Source organism: Magnetococcales bacterium (genome assembly GCA_015228815.1).
Taxonomy (GTDB): Bacteria; Pseudomonadota; Magnetococcia; order Magnetococcales; family UBA8363; genus UBA8363.
Genome location: JADGCV010000049.1, coordinates 1 through 24,606, shown reverse-complemented (window position 1 = coordinate 24,606; position 24,606 = coordinate 1). Strand labels below are relative to the sequence as shown.

The following is a 24,606-nucleotide window of genomic DNA, read 5'->3' as shown; positions in this document are numbered from 1 at the left end:
CAATGTTGAGTTGCGGTGGATCGATCACTTCGGTGACGGCAAGCGACACCGTATCGGTGGCGGTGGAAAAGGCAGTGATCGATCGTCAGGATGCCACTGGTCACCGACAGAGTCAGGGTTTCGTTGCCGGTGGCATCGACATCGGTGATCGACAGGCCGGCAATGGCGATGTCCTCCTCTTCCATCCCCCAGGCCGAATCGGTCGAACTCCAGGTGGCCGCAGTGATCGTTCCATCGGAGGAACCGGCATCATCGTTCACCGAAGCGCCGCTGCCCTCGTTCATGGGCCAGTATCCCGACAATCCCGCTTCGCTCCCGGTCAGAACCCGGCTCATGTTGTCGTCGATCTCACCCTGGGAACGCGCGGTACTCCAAATTCTCAGGTCGGAAAGGCTGCCACTCATGTCATAGGTCAGATTGGAACGCGCCCCAAGATAAAAACCGGTCTGGGCATCATGGACACCCGGTTGCGCGACCTGCCGTTCCAGTTGTCCGTTGACGTAAACCCGTGTATTGCCGCCATCGAAGGTAAAGGCCAGATGGTACCATTGCCCCGCCGTCCAGGAGGTGGTCGTCGTCACGGCGGTGTCATAACTGGGACCGCCGATCTTGGTGAATATGCCAATTTCGCCGCCGCCATTCTTGTTGAAGGTGATGTGCGGCCTGCCCGTCGCGGTACCACTGTAAAGAAGATCCTGGCGGGTACTGGCGCTGGTCAGATTTGTCGCCGGCTTCCACCACATTTCGATGGTGAAGGCACTGGTGGGAAAGGAAAAGGTTGTATTGCGAATATAGTCGTTATTGCCATCGTAAACCACCTGATCCCCGGTGCCAATGTTGAGTTGCGGTGGATCGATCACTTCGGTGACGGCAAGCGACACCGTATCGGTGGCGGTGGAAAAGGCAGTGGCGCCACCATTGACGGAGACATCCACCTTGGTTCCCGCCGTGCCACTTGTCCGATCCCAGGCACGATAGGTCAGACCGACGTTTTCCCCGTGCAACCCGTCCGGGACATAACGAATCTTGTCGGTATCGCGCAACAAAAGCGCCGATGTCCCCGAAACCGCCCCCACCGCCTGCCAGCCGCTCCCGGCATCATACTGCCAGGTTCCATAACCGCTGTTGACGGCGGTGATGGCGATCCCTTCACTGGGGGTTGGCGAGGTATCGACATCGGTGATGGCGCTGCCGGCGAAGGAAGCGATGGTCTGACCCGAGTTGGTGGTATCGTTTTCGGTAATGGCGGTCAGGGATGGGGCGGCGGCGGTCAACACCGGGGCATCCTGGGCCGGGGCCATGGTGATGGACACGGCCGCGGCGCTCGAATCGGCGCTGCCATCGTTGACGGTGAAGTTCCAGGTGACGGTGCCATCGAAATCAGTCACCGGTACAAACACAACCCGCCGCAGGGCATCGCTTGCGGTCAAAATCTGGGCATTCACCCCCAGAGGTGTGGTCAAATCGCTCGGAAGGTACAGCGAACCCTGGGTCGTGGCATTGGGAATGGAAGTCAGAGTCGCCTTCACGATGGCATCGCCATCCGCATCCGATCCCCCCAGGGCCACGGTCACCCCGGCGCTCCCTTCGGCGGGGCGGGTGATCCATTGCGGTTGACCCACGGGGAGAAGTGGCGCATCGATGCCGCTTTTGGTATCGGTGGCGGTGGCATCGGCGGGATTGGTCACCCCGTCGTTCAAGGGATAATACCCTGTCAATCCCGCCTCCCCTCCGGTCAGGGATGCGGTCGTCATGTCGGTACGAACCCAGGACAGGGCCGTGGCCGCGGTCGTACTCAGTCCGGTATTCCAGACCCGCATTTCAGCGACCGCTCCGGGAAAGGTGACTGCTCCCGAATCGGCATAGGTACCGATGGCGACCGTCGTGTTAATGGCGTTGGTGGAACTGAAGGAGATTCCCGCAGCATAGTTTTTGATCCTCTGCCCGTCCAGGTAGATGTCCCCCGTGCCATCGGTCCTCCAGGTCAGGGCCGCATGATGCCACTGTCCGGCACGGGCAGAGGCAATCGAGGTGTTGTTATAGCCATCCAGGCCGCCAAACAGATTCCAGTTTTGCGATCCCGACGATTCCACATGCAGATGAATCAGATCGCCGGCCCCGTTCAACACATTGGCGAAAATGAATCCAACCTTGCCCGTGGCGGTCGAATAATTTTCATCGATTTTGAACCACAGGGTGATCGTCCCCTGGGTCCGGTTGAGCGGATATTTTCCCTCGGTCCGGTCGTCCAGATCGACCCGGTCGTTGACGCCATCGAGGGTGATGCCATGATCGTGGACCCCGGGGAGGGCCTGGGGCGCTTCCAGAAGTCCCTGGTAGGAGGCCAAGAGCGCCGGAACGAACGGGACTGGAGATTCGATCGTCCCGTGACGCAATTCCAACTCCCAATCCCCACCCAGATGGACCGCCCCGGTGGCATCGGTCGAGAGCGCCACATCGGCGCCGGTCGCCGCAGCCATCGCCGTGGCGAACGCCTGCCCCCGTTCCCCCGCCCCCACGTCGCAACCATGGATCAACAGGTCGCCCTCCGGAGCCAGGGCCGCGCCCCATTGACCAAGAACATCCGCCTGCCACGCAATCGTTTCCAGGCTCAGGCGACCACTGCCCAGGAGGACCTCCCCCGCCCGGCCATGGGAAACGATATGGATGGCATCCAGGTGCCCGCGCCCTGCCAAAACTTCAGTAATTTCACGGATGCCGTCCCGCTCCGGGTCAAGCAATCGGACTTCCGTCCCCGGAGTCACGGCGGCAAGCAATTGTTGCCATCCCGCCACCCCGGTATCGATGAACATCACCGAGCCACCCATCGTCGCGAGTTGCTTCAGGACCGGCTGCCAATCGGGAACCCCTGCCTCCCAAACGTCCCCCCCGAAATCCTCCCGAACCATTTCAAGGTCAAGGGCGACCTGATGATCATCCAACACATCTTTCGCCGTCGCCACCAGGGCGCCGTCGAAGAGGATACGTGGCTCCAGGGCGAGCATCATGGAATGGGCCATGGAGGTCGCGACGGAAACGTTTCGACGATTATTGCCGGAATCATGCACTGGTTTCATGGCACTTTCCGAAATTGTTTTCGGACCCCTGTTGCCCACCGGAACCACCACCAACACGAATCACGATCCCTGGCCCGATGGAAAATGGTTTCCCCCCTGAAACCAACCGCGACCCGCCGATCCACGGGTCCGGCGCCGTATGAATACGGTTTGCAACAAGCGTACCGCGATCTTTCTTAAATTTTCTCTATATTTTATAATTAGTTACTGTATTGAAGCCACTGGGTGGGACAGGAAGAAGCGAAATTTTTTTTACAAATGGAAATCCAGAAGGGTTTTATTTTACCCGTGCATCGCAAACGGATCACCCTCGATGGCCCCCCTACCCCAGGCAGACCACGAGGGCGTCAGCGTTTTTCTGGTACAGTTTTTCCCGCATGAGATCGGCGTAATAATTGTTGGCGACAAAAAAAAGATCCCGTTCGGAAATGACGGAATCGGCGAGAGAGACCACCGGGACCCCGGCATGGCTGCCGCCGATGCGCCGTGGATCCTCGTCGAGAAATGTTTTGATCCTGGATTTGATCCGCTGGTCCTCGGCCAAAAGGTTGTACAATCCCTTCCCAAGGAAACCGGCGCCGAAAATATGGATCCCCCGATCGCTCCATGCACCATGCAAACGGGCCAGGTCATTGCCGATCAGCGAACGGATATAATTGCGCAACACCCGCTCCTTCATCCCCTCGACCGTTTCGTGTAGTTCATCCGCGGCCATTTCGGTAAAATTATACTGCATCGCCGACACCGAAAATCGTTCCCGCGCCAGATATTCCTCGGGAGAGGCGATCAGGTTTCGTTCCAGGGCGATCCGCCACAAGGTCGTTCCAGGGAAAGGAAAGGCATAGGTCATGGCGCTGTAAAGGTTGTTTTCGATCAAAAAGCGTTCCGTCTCTTCGAGGGTCTCCCGCGATTCGCCGGGATAGCCGACGATGATGTAGGGCATGATCCGGATGTCCACCTTCCCAAGACGACCGATATTGATGGCCGATTTTTCCAGAGAAAGGTTTTTGTTCATCCGATCGAGCATGCGCTGACTGCCCGATTCGATGCCGACCCCGATGGCCCGACAACCCGCCTCCTTCAGGAGTTCCACGCTTTCGCCATCGAGAAGATCGATCCGGCTCGCGGCGGACCAGGTGACATCGAGGCCGCTTTGAATCAAGGACCGGCAAAAGGATTTCAAATGTCTGGTCGAGGCGAACAACAGTTCGTCCTGGACCATGAAACTTTCCAGGTCGAAGGATGTCACCGCCCGTTTTATTTCCTCGATGATTCCGGAAACAGTGCGACGATGGTAGATGTTGCCGGTCACCTTCGTGCAATAGTTGCACTGGTAGGGACAACCACGGCTGGTCAGTATGGGAAAGCCGTGCCAGGGTGGGAGATAGGAGTAGGTATCCCAGGCGAGCGCCCGCCAATCGGGCGCGGGAAGGTCATCGATATTGGCCGGCAAAGTCCCGGTGACAAGGGGCGGATTGGGGATGCCCCGTTCCAGGTTGGTCACGATTTCGAGAAAAGCCCGTTCCCCCGGTCCCTGAACGACCACATCGACACGGTACCACCGCAACAGAAGATGGGGCAGGGTCGAAGCCAGGGGACCGCCGGCAACGATCAGAAGGTGGGGAAACCGGGTTTTCAAAAACAGGGTAACCCGGTTCAAAAACGAAGCGCTGGAGACATAGGTGGTCAATCCGACGACCCGGACATCTTGTCCCTCGATCGTATCGGCGATCGTTTCCAGCGAAACATTTCGATGGGGAACGTCGATAATGGTCACCGAATGCCGCGAATGCCGTTCAAGAAAAGCGGCTATATATCCCAACCCCAAAGGCATTTGACCTGGAAGCTCCCGGTCTTCCTCTTCGGAATTGGCCCGGCAGGTCATCAGAAGGACATTCATCGCCCACCCTGGAAGAAAACAAAACGTCGGACCGAATCTACAAGGTCTGAACGGAGGTCACGAACGCCTGCCGCCCCTCGCGCGACCGGTAGCTGTCGCGCAGACGGCGGGCTTTTGAAAATCCATGAAACCGACCGATCCACACCATGCGCCATTGACGCCCCGCTCCGTCGGTCTGAGACAGAATCGAGGGACGATACCCCTTGGCGCGCAAGAAATCGGCCAACTCCCGCGCCCGCTCCTCCTCGGTGAAACTGCCGACCTGAACCGCATACCGCCCGTCCTTCCCTTGGGCCCCGTTTTCCGCCGCCTCGACCTCGGCCACCATCCGCAGCGAAGAATGGGCATCGATGGGAGTCAGATAGACAGGCCGCCCTTCCCTGTCCCTGAAAGACTTCGCCAAACGCCGCGCCGGACCCAGATTCCAGAACCGCCCGATCCAGACCGAATGCCACACGCGATCGTCGGCATCCCTGGATTCCTGGACGGTCGCTTCGTATCCCTTCGATTGCAACACCGTCGCCAGCGCCCGGGCCCGGGCCCGAGCGGTGAAACCCGCCACCTGAACGGCATAACGAAACAAGCCCACCTCCCGGGTCCGCAACGCGACGTGAATGGGCAGGGATTCCCTGGTCAAAAAGATTCGCGCCTGTTCCCGCGCCTCGGAATAGCGATCATAAAGTCCAATCCACACCCGCCATGCCACGGGCATCCCCTCTTTGCCCCCCACCTGGGCCATTTCCGCCTCATAACCCCGCCGCCGCAATTCCCGATACAACGTCCGGGCATTTTCCACCTTCAGAAAGACCCCCGCCTGCAACACATAGCGCTCCTTCCGGCCATCCACCCCCTGTTCGTCCACCGATGTCCGGGGGAATGAATCCTCCCCGTTGCCGGAATGGATCATTTCGCCCTCTTTTTTCCGTGCTTCCGGAACAGCGGTCGCCAAAGCCGCGCGTTGCGGCCTGGGGGCCACATCGGGAACGGAAGAGATCGTGATCATTTCCTTCACCGTGGTGGATTCGTTCACGACCGGAAAAACCCGTGGCATTGCCAGGGGGGTCGCGGGCCGTTGGGGAAGAGAAAATCCTTCCGCTGAACGAACAGGAAAGAGAACTCCGCGTCCCTGGAATGTCATTTTTTCTTCCAATCGCCCAAGCGCCCGACCGGCGATTTCGCTCCCCTGTTCCTCGCCGGTCCAGGGGATGCCAAACATCCAGAACGGATCGTGATCGCCAACACGAATCATTTCCAGGGTGAAAAATCCCCTGGGTGGCTGTTGGTAACGTCCCGTCAGCACCCATTCGACCCCCAAAGCCGCCAATTGCCGCGCCGTCTCGTCATCGAACAACCGTTCCTCGCTCAAGGGTGGCTGTTCCAGCCATGGCCCCGCCTGTTCCCCCGGAACAAAACGGTGAAAAAAATCAAAAAACGATCGGTTGAGCATCATGGCCTGTTCCGGGTGTCCCCGCAAAGGCAGAACCGCCAGGGTCCCCGAGGTCATCCCCTTGTCGTGCGGCGCCTCGGGTTCGAACAGGGCCAGGCGCTCGACCACCGGTTGCAGGGTGCAGCCCGCCAGGGACGACATCAGGAAGAGAAGGGAAAGAATGCGAAATATGATCATGTGGAAAGGATGCGTCTGGTTTCGCCTTCCAGGACCAGACACGTCAGCCGCGCCGAATAATAGGCCCCGGTGTCGATCCCGATACGGTTGGGAAGGGTGATCGGTCGTTCGGTCACGGTATGTCCGTGGACGATCATCCGACCGTGATACAACGGTGAACTCAAAAAAGGTTCCCGAATCCACATCAGATCGACAGGATTTTGCCGCTCCAGGGCCACTCCGGGGCGAACCCCCGCATGAACGAACAGATAGTCCCCCAGCGCGACACTGAGACGCAGATCGGAGTAGAACCTTTGATGTTCCTTGGGAATCGCCTTGAGGAGCCCATCCCGCAATTCCATCATTTTTTCCTGGGCCGAAATGCGATTGGCGGCGCGAACCCGATAACTGAACAGGGTCGCCTGCCCCCCATGTTGCAACCAGCCATGGACCGGATCGGGTTGGGCAAGGAAGGACATCATTTCCGATTCATGATTTCCCTTGAGAAACACCGTTTCGAATCCGGGCAGGGGATCGTTCAGCAATCGATCGATCACTTCGCGGCTATGGTCGCCACGATCGATGTAGTCACCAAGGAAAATGGCCATTTTTCGCGTCGTTGCGGGAATGGCCAAGGCATCAACGTTGATCAGATCCAACAAGTGACCAAGCAGGTCGGCCCGTCCGTGAATATCGCCGACGGCATAGATACGCAAGCCGGACGGAATCGTTGCCGGAGTTTCCGGTCCCTGGACCGCGACCCGCTCCGGAACCGCCGCTTTTTTCCCGAAACCTCCGGAAAATATTTTTCGAAAAAAACCAGACACCTGCAATGCCCTTTCGATAACAGTGGCGCCGGCCCGCGACATCGGCGCCATGTACACCCGGAAGCGACCGGCAATTTTTGCCCCCGTGATGGTGATTTTTGCCCACTTCCGAAACAGAATAATCAATTTATCGTTTATCTACAATGTATTGAATCGTGGTCCAAAATTTGCTTCAACCACGGTATCTTCCGGGCGAAACGAGTTCCGGGCGATAAAAAGTGATCTGTTTTATTATTTTTTTCCTTGATACACCAGCACGCCATGGAGTTTCCCATGATCCACAACCAGACGGTCACTATCGGCTCGGCACTCGACATCGTGGGTAAGGGGCCACAACATCCCGCTTTCGACGATGCCTGGGAATTTTTGGCCATGTGCCCCGATCCCCATATCCGTCACGCCATGCGCCTGGCGGTGGAAGAGGTTTTCGGTCCCTACCCGCAACCCTTGGGTTATTCCGAAAATCAGGAGCCCTTCTGGGATATGAACGAAATGGCGCGCTATCTGGGAATCCAACGGGAAGAATTACTGGAATCAGCCCAGGAAATCGAGGAAAAATGGGGAGAAAAAACGGTTATGCGAGACAGCTCGGAGCTGCACCTTCTTCATTGAAGGCCATCGCTAAAGAAGGTTGGCGGAAGGATGGGCACCTTGCCTGGCAATTATTCTGGTATGTTTCGTGCTTTTCACCTCCACCGTTCCCCGATGGATCTCCCCGTTTTGCAGGGGACCCATCGCGGGGTGGCGGTCCGATCCGGAACTATTGAACCCAAGCCAGGGACATCATGAAAACCTACGCCGACCTATTTTTACTGCAACAGGAGCTTCGTCAGCCATCCCACGGTCACAACGCCAGCCCCATGGAATTGAAATGGCTGGCGCTGGACCGTTTTATCGCGTTGTACGAAACGCCTTCCATGATCAACGACGCCTGGACCCTTCCGGTATGGAGCGGTGTCGCGGTGGATCGTGGCATGGTGGATACGACCCTGATGGATGACGCCTTTTGACCGTGGTTGCCCTTGGCCATCAAGGCATTGGGGTTTCCCCCGGAAGTGGATGAAAATGGATCAGCGACGCCCTGAACTTTCTTCGACGACACGCTTGAAGACCGACTGGAAATCGGCATCGGTGCTGTTTTCGCCACGGCGCCTGCCTGTATTTGGACGCTCGGCGAACCGTCCCAGCAATTGACCCCCCTTCTCGATCCGTGTTGGAGGGGGAGAATATTCGGGACCGAGCGTCATCCAGCCTGTTTGCGACGAGATGACCATAAACTCCTCCTTGGCATTCACTTAACGAGCCGGTGCATCGATTGCTACTTAGTCGATTCACAGGCTCCCTGATTATTATTCGGCAAAAAACCTTTCAAGGTCAATTGATTTTTTCAAACCTTGACAGATCGCCGTGACATTGGGACCGACTTCCACACACGAAATGACACTCTTTCGCAGGATCGTTTGCCATGGCCAGACTGGAGAAGATTGAGCGGCACCTGGAACAGTTTCTCCATGTGGGACAGTTTTCCGATGCCTGTCCCAATGGCGTCCAGGTACGGGGCCGGAGAAGAATTCGAAAGATCGTCACCGGGGTTTCCGCCAGCCTGGAACTGTTTCAGGTGGCCCTTGAACGCAAGGGAGATGCAATCCTGGTGCATCATGGACTGATCTGGGACAAGGATTCGCGGATTATCGAAGGTTCCATGCGACGAAGGCTCGGAATCCTTTTGAAACATGATCTGACTCTTCTCGCCTATCATCTTCCTTTGGATGCCCATCCAGGGTTGGGCAACAATGTTTTGCTGTTGCGCGGGCTTGGCATTGAGAAACTGGAGCCTTTCGGTCACTACCATCACCAGAATATTTCGTTCATGGGATCACTGAACCAGGGGGTTTCGCTGGAGAAAATCATCAAAAGGGTAAAAAAGACCCTTCCGCATGCAACGCCGATGGTTCTTCCCTGGGGAGGAAAGAAAATCGTTCGCATCGCCGTTTGCAGCGGAGGCGCCCCCGAATTGATTCGCGAGGCCAAGGCCCGGGGAGCCGATCTGTTTTTGACGGGGGAGGTTGGCGAACCGATCCATTATCTGGCCCGGGAAGAGAAAATCCATTGCATCGCCGCCGGACATCACGCAACCGAAACCCTTGGCGTTCACGCCCTGGGTGATCATCTGGCACGCAAGTTCGGTATCGGGCATCATTTCCATGACACCCGCAATCCTTTTTGACTTGTAACCGTCCAGGTATCCGTAACTGCCATTGATCAGGAAGCCCCGGAACCCTTGGAAATATGATCCTTCGCGACCATGATGGGAATGATACGGGTCGTGGCGGACGGTTTTTGTTGGCAACAGGAATTGTTCGAACAGGAACACTTCGCGGATGTGGCGGCGGAAAACAGCCGCAGAAACCGCCGCCCGACAAACAGCAGAGAGAGGATCAAGACAACGATCAGAATCAATGGTTCCCACCATCCGTTCCAGGTCATGACAGCAACCCTCCGATCCAGACGACACCCAACGACAAGCCATACGCCAACGACAGGGAAAAAGCGACACTGTATCCTGCCCATCTCCATCCACCCGCCTCGCGGCGGATGGTGGCGATCGTCCCCAGACATGGGGCGTACAACAAGGCAAAAAGCATGAACGTAAAGGCGACCAGGGGGGTCATGGAGGCGGACAACGATCGACGCAACGATTCGGAGTTTTCACCCGCCCCCTCGCCCTGGGCATAAAGAACCGCATAACTGGCCACCACCACCTCCTTGGCGACGAAACCGGTCAACACGGCGACAGTATCCTTCCAGGTAAACTGGAGCGGAGCGAAGATGGGAGCGATCGTTCGGGCGATCTGTCCAAGGTAGCTTTTTTCCAGTTCCTCCTGGGATTGTTCCATTTTCAGCGCGGCGATGGCTTCCCAATCGGGGGCCGGATCGGCCATTTGTTCCATTCGGGCGATTTCACCCGCATAGTCACGACTCAGATGTTGGTGTTGCGGGAACGCCTGAAGAAACCAGATGATGATCGACCCCACCAGAATCACCCCGGCCACCTTTTGCATGAAACCGACGATCCGGTCCTGCATGTGAATCATGATCGCCCGCAACGTCGGCAAACGGTACGGCGGCAATTCCATGACAAACGGATCCTCGACACGTTTGAGGATCAGACGGTTGAGAAAAACCGCCGCCCCCATGGCGACCATGATGCTCAGGACGTACATCAGCATCACCATGAGGCCGCCCCTGTCGCCGAAGAAGGCCCCGGCGAACAGGATGAACACCGGCAGACGGGCAGAGCAAAGGATGAAGGGGCTGATCATGATGGTGATCATCCGCGATCGATGATCCTCGATGGTCCGCGTCGCCATGACCGCCGGGACGTTGCAACCGAACCCCATGACCAGAGGAATGAGCGCCTTGCCATGCAGGCCGAAGGAGTGCATCAACCGATCCATGAGAAAGGCGGCCCGGGCCAGATATCCCGTCTCGCTGAACAGGGCCATGAAAAAGAAAAGAATGACAATATTGGGAAGGAACACCACCGTGCCGCCGACGCCGGCGATGATGCCATCCACCACCAGGTCATGGACCAATCCTTCGGGAAGAAGTTCTTCGACATGCCCCGAAATCCATGCCACCGCGTTTTCGATCCATCCCATTGGAATTTCTCCAAGAGAGAAGGTCGAATGAAACATGGTCCAAAGCAGCCCAAACAGGATCGGAAGGCCCAAAAATCGATGGAGAAAAAACCGGTCCAACCGTCCGGTCCAATCCCCGGAATCCCGTTCATTCAAGGGTCCCTGGACCGCTTCCTGGACCATTCCATGAACGAATCCGTAGCGGGCGGCGGCAAACATCAATTCGCACTCCTCGCCATGATCGCGCGCCAGATCGTAGCGTTGCCGGTGAACCATTTCGAGCAGATGGACATGCTCCCCCTCCCGCACCAGAATCTGATCATCCCCCTCCAGAAGTTTGATAGCCAGCCAGCGGCTTTGATTTTGATCCATCGCCCGTGGGTGCAGTTCATTCACCAGCCGTTGCACCCGTTCCACCGCCCGTTCCAGATGGGCATCGTAAGGGAGAAAAACCGGTTCATGCACCACCTTGTTTCGATGCATGTCGATGATGCCATCCAACAGTTCCCCGATGCCGTGATCCTGGGTGGCGACGGTTTCCCAAACCGAACCGCCGAGCATGGAAGAAAGGCCATGAACATCGATGGTCAATTGCCTGCGACGCGCCTCGTCCATCATGTTCAGCACGAACATCATCGGCATTCCCATTTCGATCAGTTGGGAGGTCAGGAACAAGGAGCGTTCCAGATTACCCGCATCGACAATGTTGACGATGATATCCGCCTGACCGGAGTGGATGAATTCCCGGGTTTCCCGTTCCTCGCTCGAATGCGACGTCAAGGCATAAATGCCCGGCGTATCCACCAGTTCGATCACCACCCCTTCATGGACCAACGTCCGGCGTGTCAAGGTCACGGTGACCCGAGGATAGTTGCCGACACTTTCCCTGGCATGGGACATCCGGTTCAACAAGGTCGTCTTGCCACAGTTGGGATTACCCACCAGGGCGACGATTATTTTTTCCATTTCCATCGATTTCGCCTTCCCTGAAGCGACGCCCTGTCTTCCCATGCCGACTTCGGTCCACGCTTGATTTGTTTTTTTTCACGTCCCTTTCCGCCTGCCCGAAATCATTGCCCCCGAAATTACACCGGATCGACGGCAATGGTCCCCGCCTCTTCGTTACGCATGCTCAAGCGATACCCCAGAACGGAGTAGATCCTCGGATCGCCCAGAGGGGCGACCGTTTCCACGGTAATTTCCTTGCCCTGGACAATCCCCATGGCCAGGAGTCGTTTCTTATGTTGAATGGACCCGGAAATTCCACGAATGGTCCCTGTTTCCCCCGGTTTCAGATCGATGAGTCGAATTTTCATGGAGCGACACCATGGCTACAATCAGGTTGATATTCAATCCTCAGCGAGAAAACGATACCCGTTCCAAGAATGATTCTCCAGCATAAATTTCAATCATTTTTCATTCTTATTACGCTTGCATCCCATACCGACCTCATTTCACAATAGGTCCGTAAAGAGGCGATGGCGAGACATTTCATTCAATGGGGAAGGATATGATCAATCAATACAAGGAATTGAAAGAAGCGGGTCTACGTCCGACCTTGTCGCGCCTGACGATTCTCGAACTTTTTTCGAAGGAGGAGAATCAGCATCTGACCGCCGAAGCGATTCATCGACTCCTGGAAGAAAAAGGAAATGAAACCGGTCTTGCCACCATCTACCGGATCCTGACCCAGTTTGAACACGCGGGAATACTGTTGCGGCACAAGCATCAGGACAGCAAGGCGGTGTACGAACTGGCCCCCCTGGAACATCATGACCACATGATTTGCCTGAAATGCAACAAGATGTTCGAATTTTCCGACCCCATCATCGAGGAACGGAAGAAACTGGCGGCGGAAATGGCCGGTTTCAAGCTGGTCGATCATCTGCTGTATCTGTACGTCGAATGCACCAACCCCCACTGCCCGAATTTGTGATGGGGTTTCACCTCGGTCCAGCAACGTTTTTCATCCAATAGATGATTGATTTCGAAGGAAAAATTCAGCCGCAGCACTTCCGATCCCACCCTTCGAACATGTAGGAATCGAGTTCGCTTCTACGAACGGGATGCTTTTTCAACAGTAGAGCCAGGTCCGTGCCATCGATCAATTCGACCTGATTGAGTCTTGCCTGGGCAAGCGCCGTCTGATTGAACCGCCTGTTGGTAACAGCGAACAGAGAAAATTCCACTCCTGGATGACGCGCCAGGTAGGCCGCCCGCCCTGCGACAACATCCTTGACCGCCTCCCAACCCAATTCTTTTTCGCCGATGGACGAACTTTTGCACTGGATGAGCACACCTTTTTTTCCGGACACGGCGACGACGTCGATGCCACCGTCTCGGAACTTTGGCGTGCGCTGCGTTTGCGCGTAACCCTGCTTGCTCCACAGGATTGCGCAGAAGGCTTCAAAGGCATCCCCGTCAAAGGATTCCAGGTGCATGGCGGTCAGGGGTTCATCCTCGAAGACCACGCCACCTTCTGGAACTCCAAGATTGCTGAAATCAGAAAATTTCAGGTCCTCCGCGCCATTGAGCATATCTTTCGAGAGATCCCGCTTTCTTTCAAGCAGAACATTGAGGTTTGCATCGAAGGTTAAAAAGTCGTTGGCGACGACAGTCGGATAATAGACGAACACATCGCGTCTCTGCCCGATGCGAAAAGCGCGGTCCGTTGCCTGGTCTTCCCTGGCCGGGTTCCAGGGGCGGGTAAAGTGGATGACATGGTTCGCTTCCTGGATGTTGACGCCATATCCAACCACCAGCGGCGACAGGATGATGACTCCGAACCCCGACTTTTCCTGAAAGGCTTTGATCCGTCGTTGCCGGTTGTTGGCATTTTTCGACGCCACCGAGGTTTCCCCATTGATCATATCGGGTACACAATCGAACCGTTTCGATATGACCCGTTGAAGGAGACGTTGCACGTCCCGCAATTCACAAAACACGATCGCTTTCTCGCCCTGCTTTTTGATCGATTCAAGTTGCCGCATCAGCCAGGACATCTTCGGCGATCGGGACAAAAGTTCATCCAGAGAAGTTCCATCCGTCGCGACCGTGCCGGGTGGACGCGGATCGGAACACAGCCGACGCAGATAGTGAAGCAACCCCAGATGATTCGGAGCCCCCCTCTCATCGATCAATTTTATTTTGCGAAACGCATCGATCGTCTCGGCATAGAGTCTGCGCTGGTAGTTTGAAATCGGCAAAGAGCGGCAGTCCGCCATTTCAATCTTTTTCGGAAGATCGTTGGCGACATCGACCTTCATGCGTCGCAGCGTCTGGGGTTTGATATGCTTCCGTAGTTCCTCGACACGTTCTTTTTCCTCCCCGGTCGCCGCTTCGACAGGTCTTCGATATCGTTCACCAAAATCTTTGAGCGCCTTCAGTAAACCAGGTTGAATGAAATCAAACAGACACCACAAATCCACGAGGGTGTTTTCAACCGGGGTCCCTGTGCAAGCAATTTTGAAACGGGCATTCTGCTTCTTGGCCGCGCGGGTAACCATTGCATTGGGGTTTTTGATCTTCTGTGCCTCGTCGCAAATGATCACCGACCATTGTTGTCCGGCCAGAGAAATCTCAAGATCGCGCAAGGTTTCATAGGTTGTCAAAACCAGTGTTGCCTCGCCAAGCCAGTCTTTCCGCAAAAGCCTTGTGATGCCATCCCTGACCACTTCCGGATCCATTTCCTTTGCCGGCACTCTTTTTTGTGTCAGATCCGCCCCATAAAGTGTCAGCACGGAAAAGGTATCCGTTTTGAAAAATTTGTCGATCTCCTCCTTCCAGTTTTCCAGAAGCGATACCGGAGCGATCACCAGGAATGGATCCGTCTGCGGATTTTCCTCAAGCAGGGCAGCCATGAAGGTCAACAACTGAATCGTCTTGCCCAGACCCATATCGTCGGCAAGAAGCGCTCCCCGGCAGGCTCTCGGAGATTGCGACCACAGGCACTGCAACCACGCCACCCCCTTACGCTGGTGCTCCTTGAGAACGACTTCAGGTTTCAACGATACGGGCAACCTCGGGACCAAAGAATCGGGGCACACCAATCTGTCACTCTTTTCTTCGTAATCGAGTGTGTTCACATTCGGCTTGATGATGAGAGATTGGCGTTCTCCGGCTTGTCCCCCGGCCTTTGTCCGATCAGGATCGACAGATCTCTTGTAAATATCGTCGATCCCAAGATTGAATGGACCAAGAACGCCCTCCGCCCAGGCCGTGGGAAGAGGTTCCGGACATCCGTGCCAGGTAAACGTATCCTGGTTTTCCACCCTGGCCCTGGCGACAGCCTCGCGGAATCGAGGCAATTCCTCCCCGGACATCTTCACGGGAACCGTCTTGCCACCACCTTCGGGGGTGTAGAGCACAGGCAGCTGAATGCTTTCCGGGATCCATCCCCCATCCTTGTCGCTGCGGGCAATGAACGGGGAATAATCAAGTTTCTCGATGCCGAATCTTTCGATTCGTTCGGAATAGCGCGACAGATCCAACAATTCGGCCTTGGTGATTCGCTGCCCTCTGCCCATCCCGGCCAGGGCATGGCGCAGCATTTCCACCTGATCGGGCGTATCACCGAGAATTTCCAGGTCAAATCCTTTCCAGTGACAACACTGGGCATTTGCCTTCATTTTGGCATCGATTTTATTAATGAATTCTCGAAGGTCGGCAACACCTTCGAACGGGTACTCCGTCACCCTGACATTCCCGCCGATGCTTTCTTCGATCGACAATGCCGTCTCGACGGGATGACCATTTTCATCGGTATTGACCCGTGCGGTAAACCGGGTAAACGAAATTCCCGCCATCTCCCGTGCATGCTCGAATTGCTCCGGATCAATGACCTCCGTTGCAACCGGTCCCAGGGTTGCAAATGGATTGCGCAGGAAGGCCTCCGCCCTGTCTCCGGCGACACGTCGTCCAGGCATTCGTTTGATTTCACGCAGCACCGTTTGCACTTCCGGTGAAACCAGGACATGCGCCATTCCCTCATCGTCAGGAATTTCATAACGATCCAGCACGGTTCCGATGCGGTCGAACAGTTCCAACCAACGTCGTGGCTGCTCCGCGAATCCTGGGATGACTTCAACGCCCCGACTGCCGGTTCCACTGTGTTTGCGCAGATTGATGTCAAGTTTTTCGGGGGTCAGAACAACCGTATTGGCAAGAAAATTGGACAAGATCGCCGTTCCGTGGGCCTTTGTGCGCACCGCAGCCCAGGCGCGTCGGTTCCAATCGGCGTCCCGTTTATTTTGTTCTGCCCGGGAACGATGAAACATGGAAACGGCTGCCACCGTTTCCCACACAGCCTTCGACAAAAGAATCTCTGTTCCGTCAACCTTGAGAATCGCCCCCGTAATCGTTGGGTTGCCATGCGCTCTTCTTCCGTTTGGAGACCTCCACCCGGCCAAAACGATCATGAAGTCTGGGTCGGTCAACGACCCGACACTTTCGAGAACCGGTCGCCAATCCGCCATCGGCGGCAATTCCAACAGGTTGACACTTTCGGCATACGGTGACTCCATGAGTCGATAGAGTTCCTCCCAGCCGATCACGACATTGTCTTGTTCCGATCGTGCATATCCTTCGTCCTCGATTTGGGACAGAAATCGTGAAAGTTCTGCTTTCTGTCCAAAAGCGGCGGGATCTCGGGGGGGCCACATTCCTTCCGGAGAAATGGCGAACATAACCCCAGCGGTCGAAAAGGAGAGAACAAGATCGGTCGGTACGGTCGCTTTTTGTTCCTGAGAATTTTTTTTCCAGAAGGGCAGGCGAATCATTTGCTACTCCCGAAACCAGCCACGTCCAGCCTGGTAATTGAATCCAAGACTTTTTATCTTTGATGAAAAAGCGTTGTGGGAATCATCGACATAAACCCCCAATGCCCCACCTTGAGGCCGACGATCTTCGCATTTTATCGGCTCGCCATTGACTGAATAGTTCGCAAGAAGTTTTTCAAGGTCCGGAACAAATGCAGGCCGCTTTTCTGGTTGATATCCGACAAGTGGACACAATTCCCTGTCAAATTTCTGTTCCCAACTTTCCAATGCAGTCGGACGATCCCTGTGCATCTTTATTGTCAGAACGTTATGTTTGGACTTCAACAGATCGATGGTAATCTCTGATCGTCCAAGCCCGGACATAAGTTTCTGCATTACTGTATTGGGCAATTCATGCCATCGATAAACATAAAGAGCATTTCCTGACGCGCTAAATTCAACCGCGACGAATTCGCCAATCCGCATGATAAATGCATTGTTGTCCGACGCCGCTCGTTCCAAATCAAGTAAACGGCCTTTTGCTCTGCTGCGAAAGCCCTCGAAGTTTTCACCACGCCTTGATCTTGCATCCACACCAAGGGCAAACCACATATCGTTGATGAAAGGTGCAAACCTCAACCAATAATTCAACCGGCGTGCATCCCCCGTTCTGTCCACGCTCAACAATTCGAAAAAGTCGGTAATGAGGCAACGTTTGAGCCAACCGTCGATCATTTCCCGTGCATCGGCGTCCGGCATTCCCCGATCATCGATTACGTTGGCGTCCCAGGAGGTCCGCTGCAACCAGGGGTTGCCAATGAGAGAAACAGCCGCGTCACGCAGAGCCATGTGTTCCACCCTGTTGGAACATCGGGCATAGCGCGAGATCAGCATGGCCAAGCAGCGGGTTTGAAGTGATCGTGACAGCGTGATGTTCCTCTTCCCCATGATCAGGGACAGCAATGGATCAAGGTCATTCTTGAAACGATCATCGTTCAGGGATATGCCCGTTTTCACTTGCACAATTATTGCTTCATCCTGGACCCACGAATCGGACGGAATAGCAAGAGATTCAATGACTTCCGCAAATTCAGCACTGTCTCCGGCATAAAGCCCGGGGCCATATCGGTCACACGGGTTTTCCTGAAGAAGATTGGCGTGGGCCCCAAGAGTCGAAAACCAATCAGGTTTCCTGTCAAAAATCATGTTCATCGCAGGTAATTGCGTTTTCAGCCAGTCCCTTAACGAGGTCCATCCAAGCAGCGCATCCTGTCCGGCCGTCGCCCGGGGAAACTGCCAATAGGCGAAAAGAAGCGCCTGGAAACATTTAATTTTTCGTCTTGGCTCGATTTCGTTTTGTACAATGGAAAAAAGTTTCTCCCGCAGTGGAGGCAAGGAGAGAAGACACCATCCGGTTTCATCGTGGGATCCGGCGCCAAAACAGGCATATTTGAGTCCACGCCACCCGTCGGGTCGTTCGTGTTGCCTGAAATAAGCCACGGCAGCCGCCACCGTTCGAGGATCGGCTTTTATCCCCGGACCGTCGTGGCACGCCCTGATCTTTTCAAGTAGCGCCATTGCCTCAGGATCCGTCCATGCGTCCCCTGGGCGCCGCAGTCCCCCAGAAAATGAAGACTCCAGGCTCCTTCTCAGTCGATCAAGCGGGGAAGTCAGTCCAGGGGGCATTGCAACTCCTGATCGAGTGGCGCATCCCTGATGTGTTCCCGATCTTCTTCGTAGGCAAGAAATTCCAATTTTAATTCGATCCTCTGGCTTTCAGCGTCGCTCGCCTTGAGGGCGTTGAATGAAGACCCACCCACCAGGAAAAGATTGCGCACATCCCGGCGGTCGCGTTCATCGAGCGCATCCGAGGGCGAAGGATCGAGAAGGATGCACAATACCCGTTCAGCCCTTTTCAGGCTGAGGTCAAGGTTGTGAATGTAGGTCCCTCTTTGACTTGCGAACCCTTCGACGATGACGCGCTTGAAAACCGATTCACACCCTGGTGAACGGGTGAGTGCGAGTACCTTGGGCACATAGGCCTTCAACGTCGTCTCGGCCTTGGCGTCAAGTCGGTGTTTGTTTGTCGCGAACAGGGCGAGCGTGCCAAACCCAATCGTGTGTCCTTTGACCTCGACGCCCGGAAACTGTGCCAACGTCATTGTCGCCACCTCCGCCATGCACGTCTCGACCTTCTTGCGATGCGTTTCCGGCCCGGAGATGACTTTCTGCGTCACCGACATCAGCGCCACGGTCATGGCCACGAGAAACAGAACCATGAGTGCCGTCATCAGATCGGAAAACGAAATCCAGAACGGTTTTTCCGCCTCGGTCCTGGACCGCTTTCTCGTGGCCGTTTTCAAGCCCAGCATGGCCTATCGACCCCGGCCAGACAGATTGTCCAGGGTATCGCCAAGATCCCTGACAGCGACAGACACCGCGTTGACCGCATTCCCCAATTCCTTGTGAAACTGACGATTGTTTTCCTGGAGGGTCCGACTGACATTTTCCGAAAAAGACTCATGAGCTTCCGTCAATACCTTGTTGACCCCTTCGAGATAACCCTGGGCCTTGAGTTGGGCTGTCCCCAATTCCTTGGCCGCGGCCTCAATCCGCGTGATGATTTCCGAGGTCATTGCCGCGTCACGTCTGGCATTTTCCGAAACGGATTTAAATTCGGTGACCATGGTTGCAAAGGAGTCGTGCGTATGACGGTAATCGGCGATCATTTCTTGGGTTGCGGACGTAGCTGTCGCGAACGCATTCGAGGCAACCTTTAAATTGCCAACGGCATCCGACGATGCCCGCATGGTTTCGGCGACCCCTTGGCCAGCCTTGGCGAAGTCCGATGCCGCTACGAAAAGCGTTTCGGCTCCCGAGTTCATGTCGGCGATGGCCTTGTTTGTCGCCTGCGACAGTCCCAGGACGCTGTTTTCCAGGGCACGGTTCGTCTCGACCGACTGGATCAACAATCCCTCCATATGGGAGGAAAGTAAGGCGACGGCCTTCTCCGTATTTTCCGCGAAACGCTCCTGTCTTTGTCCCTGGGCCTCGGTGGATTCCTCGGACTGTCGTCGCAGTTCGGCGACCGCCAAGGCGACCTGATCGCCAACCGTTCCAAGAGTTTCCTTAAGTTTCCTGGCCGATTCGGTTTGCGACTCGGCGACGAGTGCCTGGATTTGCCTGACGAACGTTCCCATCTGTTCGTTCATGGCCTGTTGGCGCATCTCCATCGAAGAAACAGCCTGATTGAGACGTTCGCCCATGGCATCCGCAGCATGTTTGCCTGCCGCGTCCATATCCGAAGCGAGGCGTGCAAATATCCCAGCCGTTGTCCGCATCGCCTCGGATGTTTCCTTGAGGATTTCCGTCATGCCGTGCATCTGCCCACCAAACATTCCCTCCAGACGCCCACTGAAATCGGCGAGGACATCGGTCAGCATTTTGTTGACCGCTTCTCTCTGACTTGTACTGACACCCTTGACAGAAACCGCGATATCGGAAATGGGACCGCCCAGATGGTCGGCAATCGTCTTGCCAATCGAGGTGGAAAGCAGTTCCGTGTGGCGCCCCTGGGTACTGATTTGCTGTGCGGTCAGGGTCGTCAGGATTTCCTTCAGATCGGCGACAAGGGCGTCCTTGATCTGCATCGCCTGGGATGCCTGGTTCTCGGAAGCCACGACCAACCGCTCCAAATATTCTTCACCGGCTCCCGCATCGAACAGGCTGTCCACGAGCTGGGCCATTTCCTCGACCCGGCGATAGAGCGCCGTAATCCTGGATTTTTCGATCCAGGTGAACAGCATCGCCAACGCGATGGCCGCTGCCGAAACATAAAAAGCATGGCCAACGGAATTGATAAGGTTTTTCAGTTCAATCTGCGCCTGGGCCGGATCTGATACGTCAAAATTCGACAAACCCATGATGAGGCCGGAAAAAGTTCCGATAATCCCAAGACCCGTCAAAATTCCTGGCAGATGTTTGTAGTATTCCGTTTCAAGCGGTGTATCGACCAAAACCTGCTCGGTGAAAAACGTTTCGGCAAGTGCCGTGGCTCTCCATCGTACAATCCGCCGCTGACCCGTCTCGTCGGTTTCCCTTTGGGGGTGCAACGTCTCGGCATATTCGCTCCAAATATGAGCCAATGCAGGAATTCCCATGGCTTTTTTGATCTCGTCAAGTTCGACCACCTTGTGGTCCGATCCCCGGGCCTTGACCGAATCAATCGCTGCAATGGTATTGCGCAAATTTTTGTCAAGACGGTAGGTGGGCACGACGAACCGCCAGAAAAATCGGATCGCTATCCCCGCAAGCAGGGCACCCACGATCCATAGGTGCCAATATTGAAAAAACCGCTCCGCAAACAAACCGCCCTCGATCCAGAGGCGCCAATGGTTCACGAATATTTCGATGATTTGCTCCATGATCCTAAGTCTTCTCGATCATTTATTGAAATCCATCCGACCTCACGATGCCGATTGATGCGATCATCGGACATCCGCCCTTGTTTTTCATCAGATTCCCGTATTCTGTATCGAATTTGGTTGATTGTAAACTTCAATTATATTGAGAAATAAAATTTCGATCATAGAGTTCAATAACAATGACAAGAATCACATCAGCGGAAATTCCAACGATCTACGGGCGTGTTTTCTTCTTGGCACTGGGTGAGAGGGGGCGTGAAAAAAAATAAAAGAAAAATCAAAACCCTGGGGGCAATCCCCCAGACCCCTTTTTTCTTTCAATAATTTCGAATCGGGAGAGAACATCGGGAGTTACGTTTATTTTTTCAATTCCGTTTCGTCAAGGAGTCGGGCCAAGGATCCAGTCCCTTCCCGTCGGGAAAACCGTCGCACCTGTTCGATGGACGGTTCCGCCAGCGTTCCAGCGGCCAACCCCTGGAGAAAGGAAGCCAGGGCGTTTCGAATCGACTCCCGATCAGATAACGGGGTCCAGGTCGTCACGCCGCAAGCATCAAGAATTCCTTTCGAATCGCCCTCCTCCCCTACCAACGCAAAGACCGGACGCCCCAGGCGCAGATATTCGAACAATTTGGCCGGAATCAGGCGATCAAAGGCGGAACCTTGAAAAAGAAGCAATCCATCCATTCCACTCATTTCGATCAGACTTTCCCTGTAGGGGAGAGTCGGTTCCAAAAACACCATGTTCCCAAGATTGCGGGCCTGGATCATGGCGCCAATTTCCGCGTCATGTCCGGTCGCCCGGAAGATCACCCGAACCCGGATTCCCTTCGCGGTGGAATCCATCATGTCGCTGATGATTCCCGAATCGATCAGGTCGCACAGGGCATCAAGAAATACGGCAGGATTGCGTTCCTCCATTCCCGTATAAAGCGTGCCGCTGTGAAGGAGGGTCACCGAAGCCATACCGGGTCCGGAACCAACTCCCAATGCGTTCTGCGGTACCGACATGGCCTTGAGGAGTTCGGGATCGTTGAACTGTTCCTCGTCATACCCGTTGGGAATGATGTGCCATTTTTCCTCGGGAAGGCTTGGATACCGCCGCATCATCAGTTCCTTGAGCCCCGGGGTGGTCACCACGACGCGATCACAGCGAAAGACCGTTTTTTCTTCCAGGGCGACAAACACTTTACGGATACGCCGATCAACGGGATGCCGACCAAGGACCATGGGATCACGCAGATCCACGATCCAGGGAAGCCCCGACCAGCGTGAAAGAAGCCGTCCGATCACCAGGGAGGTGGCGATCGGATAGGTGCTCCACACCACCCGCGGACGATGCCGCCGGATCATCCCCATGCCAACCGGCAGCGCCCCCAGCATCCACGAGGACCAGCGATCGGGAAGGGCCATGATTCGCGCATAACGTCCCCTGATGGCAAGATGCCGCGCCGCATCCAGGGCAAACGGGCGGCGCACCTGAACGTTGGCCATCGAATGGTCCGATACCTCCCGATCCCGCTGCTCATAGGCCCTGGGATGGGCCGACAAGATCAACGGTTCCCAACCAAATTCGGGCAGATAGCGCGCAAATCCCAGGGTCCTCTGGGTACCGCTGGCCTGCGCCGGTGGATAATGATAGGCGATCATCAATACCGGTTTTTTCATGCCTCTTCCCCGACTCCCGTTTTCATCCGCCCTTCAACCCACCACCGAACCCATTTGAAAGATGGGCATGTACATGGCGACCACCAGGCCACCGATCAATACCCCAAGAATCACCAGGATCATCGGTTCGAGAAGGGCTGTCAGGTTATCGACCGCCCGATCCACCTCCGCCTCGTAGAAATCGGCTATCTTGCTCAACATGATTTCCAGGTTTCCCGTCGATTCGCCAATGTTGATCATCTGGATGACCATGGGGGGAAAAATCGTCCCTTCGCTCAAGGGTTCGGTCAGGGACAACCCCTGGGCGATGGAATTCTTGGATTTGGCGATGATCTCTTCCACCACCATGTTGCCCGCGGTCTTGGCGACATTGTCCAGGCTTTCAAGAATGGGCGTCCCCGCCGCAATCATCGTACTGAAGGTCCGGGCAAAACGGGCAATGGCCGATTTGCGCAAAATCATCCCAAACACGGGAAGATTGAGGGACATCTTGTCGGCCCAATAATGAAATTTTTTGTTTTTCTTGTAAAAATAGGAAAAAGCGCGAATCCCCCCGCCGATGCCGAAAACGATGATCCACCAGTTCACCTGCGTCCATTCGGAAATGGCGATCACCACCCGGGTCGGCGCGGGAAGTTCGGCACCAAAATCCTTGAACAATTCACCAAAGGTCGGAACCACGAAAATCATCAGAACGCCGGTAATGATGAAGGCAATCGCAATCACCGCAATGGGATAGGTCATCGCCGACTTGACCTTGGCACGCAAGGCAGCGGCCTTTTCCTTGTAGACCGACAGTCGTTCCAATACCGCTTCGAGAATGCCCGACTGCTCCCCCGCCGAAATCAGGTTGACGAAAAGTTCGTCAAACATCTTGGGTTCCTTGAGAAGCGCCTCGGTCAGAGAGGTCCCCGCCTCGATATCCTTTTTGACCCGTCCGGTAATTTCCCGAACCTGCACATTCTCCGCCCCACGCGAAGAAAGATCAAAACAGGTCACCAATGGCAGACCCGCCCCCACCATCGTCGCCAACTGCCGGGTGAATACAACCACCTCCATGTCGGTAATCGGCGGATCGCCAAATAATGGTTTCTTCCTGACAACCTTCTTGACATTGATCCCGGTCAATCCCCGCTTGCGCAAAATGGCCGCGACCGCACCCGGATCTTCCGATTCCATTTCACCGCTTTTTTTTTCACCCGTCTTGGTTTTCGCATCCCACCGATACATCTCCATGCCTGTCCTCCACCCGACGTCTGATCCCCAGTTTCCCTCGATGGGCTCTCTTTAAACCAGTTCCGATCGTACACATGGAGGGATGGTCTTTCCTTACTTGTACACCATTTTTCGTCGGATCTCCTCCATTCATCAACTGCCTAAGAGTCAATAAAAAATATACTGTCCCCAAATTTTATAAAAAATACTACCGTCCCTGAATTTTCCAGATATGCTGTCCCTAAACTTCCTTAACACTTTTCCGCACCGTGGACCAACTCCGCCATCGTGCAGGATGCACACCCTGGATAAACTTCAATCCCATCCAATACCGGATCCTGCCCAACCTTCCATAGATCACGCGATGCTCGACTTTCACGCCTGCATCAAGTTCTCGAACTGTAAAAGTGGCCTACCGAGTTGTCTATTGAGGTAAACTCCAAACGTGTGCGCTAGGAATTTCCTTGCCAAACGGTTGGTTAGATGCCACAGATCTCT

Annotated in this window: 18 protein-coding genes; 4 read left to right on the top strand and 14 right to left on the bottom strand. The window is 55.2% G+C overall.

Annotated features, from left to right (window positions below; translation table 11 throughout):
- From HQL76_15785 to HQL76_15770, 4 genes are all read right to left on the bottom strand, one after another.
- Positions 1–3,077, bottom strand: a 3,077-nt coding sequence (locus HQL76_15785) for a DUF4347 domain-containing protein (protein ID MBF0110630.1), incomplete at its 3' end; no start/stop codon positions are given.
- A 322-nt stretch (positions 3,078–3,399) separates the two neighbouring features.
- Positions 3,400–4,977: a cobalamin-dependent protein gene (locus HQL76_15780; GenBank protein ID MBF0110629.1), complete on the bottom strand. Its 1,578-nt coding sequence runs from the start codon at positions 4,975–4,977 to the stop codon at positions 3,400–3,402.
- 37 nt (positions 4,978–5,014) lie between these two features.
- Positions 5,015–6,601, bottom strand: coding sequence for an SPOR domain-containing protein (locus tag HQL76_15775; protein MBF0110628.1), 1,587 nt, complete (start codon positions 6,599–6,601; stop codon positions 5,015–5,017).
- A complete protein-coding gene (locus HQL76_15770; protein ID MBF0110627.1) occupies positions 6,598–7,449 on the bottom strand; it encodes a serine/threonine protein phosphatase in 852 nt (283 codons plus the stop codon). Before HQL76_15770 ends, HQL76_15775 begins: the two co-directional genes overlap by 4 nt.
- 231 nt (positions 7,450–7,680) lie before the next feature.
- On the opposite strand from HQL76_15770, the gene HQL76_15765 reads away from it, so the two are divergent.
- Both HQL76_15765 and HQL76_15760 read left to right on the top strand, forming a co-directional pair.
- Positions 7,681–8,019 carry a hypothetical protein gene (locus tag HQL76_15765; protein ID MBF0110626.1) on the top strand — a complete coding sequence of 113 codons (339 nt, stop codon included), beginning with the start codon at positions 7,681–7,683 and terminating at the stop codon, positions 8,017–8,019.
- 173 nt (positions 8,020–8,192) lie between these two features.
- Complete coding sequence (locus tag HQL76_15760; protein ID MBF0110625.1) at positions 8,193–8,417, top strand: hypothetical protein; 225 nt, start codon at positions 8,193–8,195, stop codon at positions 8,415–8,417.
- A 60-nt stretch (positions 8,418–8,477) separates the two neighbouring features.
- Here the strand turns inward: HQL76_15760 and HQL76_15755 are convergent, their stop codons facing one another.
- Positions 8,478–8,681: a hypothetical protein gene (locus tag HQL76_15755; protein ID MBF0110624.1), complete on the bottom strand. Its 204-nt coding sequence runs from the start codon at positions 8,679–8,681 to the stop codon at positions 8,478–8,480.
- Positions 8,682–8,872: 191 nt separating this feature from the next.
- Here HQL76_15755 and HQL76_15750 point away from each other — a divergent pair, with 191 nt between their 5' ends.
- Complete coding sequence (locus HQL76_15750; GenBank protein ID MBF0110623.1) at positions 8,873–9,634, top strand: Nif3-like dinuclear metal center hexameric protein; 762 nt, start codon at positions 8,873–8,875, stop codon at positions 9,632–9,634.
- A gap of 35 nt (positions 9,635–9,669) precedes the next feature.
- Here the strand turns inward: HQL76_15750 and HQL76_15745 are convergent, their stop codons facing one another.
- The 3 genes from HQL76_15745 to HQL76_15735 all read right to left on the bottom strand — a co-directional run bounded on the left by HQL76_15745 (position 9,670) and on the right by HQL76_15735 (position 12,364).
- Positions 9,670–9,894 (bottom strand): hypothetical protein, encoded by a 225-nt coding sequence (locus tag HQL76_15745; protein ID MBF0110622.1) that lies wholly within the window; start codon positions 9,892–9,894, stop codon positions 9,670–9,672.
- A complete protein-coding gene (gene feoB / locus HQL76_15740) occupies positions 9,891–12,020 on the bottom strand; it encodes a ferrous iron transport protein B (protein MBF0110621.1) in 2,130 nt (709 codons plus the stop codon). Before feoB ends, HQL76_15745 begins: the two co-directional genes overlap by 4 nt.
- A 113-nt stretch (positions 12,021–12,133) precedes the next feature.
- The gene (locus HQL76_15735) at positions 12,134–12,364 is read right to left on the bottom strand and encodes a ferrous iron transport protein A (protein ID MBF0110620.1); all 231 of its coding nucleotides are present in this window, start codon (positions 12,362–12,364) and stop codon (positions 12,134–12,136) included.
- Positions 12,365–12,561: 197 nt separating this feature from the next.
- Here HQL76_15735 and fur point away from each other — a divergent pair, with 197 nt between their 5' ends.
- Positions 12,562–12,984: a ferric iron uptake transcriptional regulator gene (gene fur, locus HQL76_15730; protein ID MBF0110619.1), complete on the top strand. Its 423-nt coding sequence runs from the start codon at positions 12,562–12,564 to the stop codon at positions 12,982–12,984.
- Between the two features lie 64 nt (positions 12,985–13,048).
- Here fur and HQL76_15725 read toward each other — a convergent pair whose 3' ends face one another.
- The 6 genes from HQL76_15725 to HQL76_15700 form a co-directional block, all read right to left on the bottom strand.
- Positions 13,049–16,708 (bottom strand): restriction endonuclease, encoded by a 3,660-nt coding sequence (locus HQL76_15725; protein MBF0110618.1) that lies wholly within the window; start codon positions 16,706–16,708, stop codon positions 13,049–13,051.
- Between the two features lie 120 nt (positions 16,709–16,828).
- On the bottom strand, positions 16,829–18,382 hold the full coding sequence (locus tag HQL76_15720) for a hypothetical protein (GenBank protein MBF0110617.1): 1,554 nt from the start codon (positions 18,380–18,382) through the stop codon (positions 16,829–16,831).
- 92 nt (positions 18,383–18,474) lie between these two features.
- A complete protein-coding gene (locus HQL76_15715; GenBank protein ID MBF0110616.1) occupies positions 18,475–19,176 on the bottom strand; it encodes an OmpA family protein in 702 nt (233 codons plus the stop codon).
- 3 nt (positions 19,177–19,179) lie between these two features.
- Complete coding sequence (zorA, locus tag HQL76_15710; protein MBF0110615.1) at positions 19,180–21,228, bottom strand: anti-phage defense ZorAB system ZorA; 2,049 nt, start codon at positions 21,226–21,228, stop codon at positions 19,180–19,182.
- A gap of 357 nt (positions 21,229–21,585) precedes the next feature.
- Entirely contained in the window at positions 21,586–22,893 is a 1,308-nt protein-coding gene (locus HQL76_15705; GenBank protein MBF0110614.1) for a glycosyltransferase, read from the bottom strand.
- A 33-nt stretch (positions 22,894–22,926) separates the two neighbouring features.
- On the bottom strand, positions 22,927–24,129 hold the full coding sequence (locus tag HQL76_15700) for a type II secretion system F family protein (GenBank protein ID MBF0110613.1): 1,203 nt from the start codon (positions 24,127–24,129) through the stop codon (positions 22,927–22,929).
- Positions 24,130–24,606: the final 477 nt, after the last annotated feature.